Raw genomic sequence first — 1,073 nt, forward strand, 5'->3', positions numbered from 1 at the left:
AGATTATAGGCGATCAGATTGAGCAGGAAATCGGCGGCGACGCGACCGATGCCGCGATGTTTGGTCTTGCGCATGGTCCCGTGTTGCTTGCCCCAACCGAAGATGCACTCGATCATCGCCCGGCGCGATTGTGACATGCCGTATCCCGGATGCCGCGTGGTTCGTCCGTCGATGGCGCTGTTGCGGTTCTTGCCGGTTTTGGTGACGGCCTGGTTCTGCGTCACATGCGGTGTCACGTTGATGGCACGAAGATTGGCCACGTGATCGGCGGTATCGTACGCCTTGTCCTCGCCGGCCGTGATGCGGTGGCCGGCGGCTTTGCCTTGGGCCTTCAGCATGATCTCCGAGGCGCGGCGTTCGGTCGCCAGCCCATGCCGGTTCTCCATTGTGGCATGGCCCATATAGCAGAGCTTCGCCTCCCGCCCGGCCGCCTTGCGGTAAAGCCTGCTGTTTGGATCGCTGGTACTCGCATGGGTGTCGTTCTTGCGCTTCTGGCCATGGAAGTTTGCGCCGCCATCATCGTCACCGCTACCGTCCTTGGGACGAAAGCTCTTCTGTGACGCCCAGGCTTCGATCAGCGTTCCATCCACCGAGAAATGCTCGTCCGACAGCAGCGGCTTGACCTGCGGATGGTTCAGAAGCCGGGTCATGAATTTCTTAAACACCCCGCCGTTCTGCAGCCGGTCTCGGTTCTTGGTGAAGGTGGTCGGGTCCCAGACCGGGTCGTCGGGCGAAAGCCCCACAAACCAGCGGTACAAAAGATTGTAGTCCAGTTGCTCCATCAACTGGCGTTCCGAGCGAATACCGTAGAACACCTGCAGCAGTAACGCGCTCAGCAATTGCTCCGGAGGCGTCGAGGGACGTCCTTCGCTCGCGTAGAGCTTCCCCAAGTCGCGATTCATCTCCGTCAGCACATCGCGGACGAACTGCCGGATCTTCCTGAGCGGATGGTCCGCAGGAACTCGTGCCTCCGGCGTAATGTACGAAAATAATCCGCCCTGATCCGAAAAAGCGCCCCGCATGCGAACCCCCGACGATCCATGATCGATATAGAATCATCAATCGCAGCCCCT

At 59.9% G+C, this 1,073-nt stretch carries 1 protein-coding gene; it reads right to left on the reverse strand.

Going from position 1 to position 1,073, the window contains the following annotated elements; all coding sequences use genetic code 11:
• Nucleotides 1-1,022, reverse strand: a 1,022-nt coding sequence (locus ACZXDY_RS46000; RefSeq protein WP_464350025.1) for an IS5 family transposase, incomplete at its 3' end; no start/stop codon positions are given.
• Nucleotides 1,023-1,073 lie beyond the last annotated feature (51 nt).

Source organism: Bradyrhizobium sp. LeoB3, assembly GCF_055456055.1.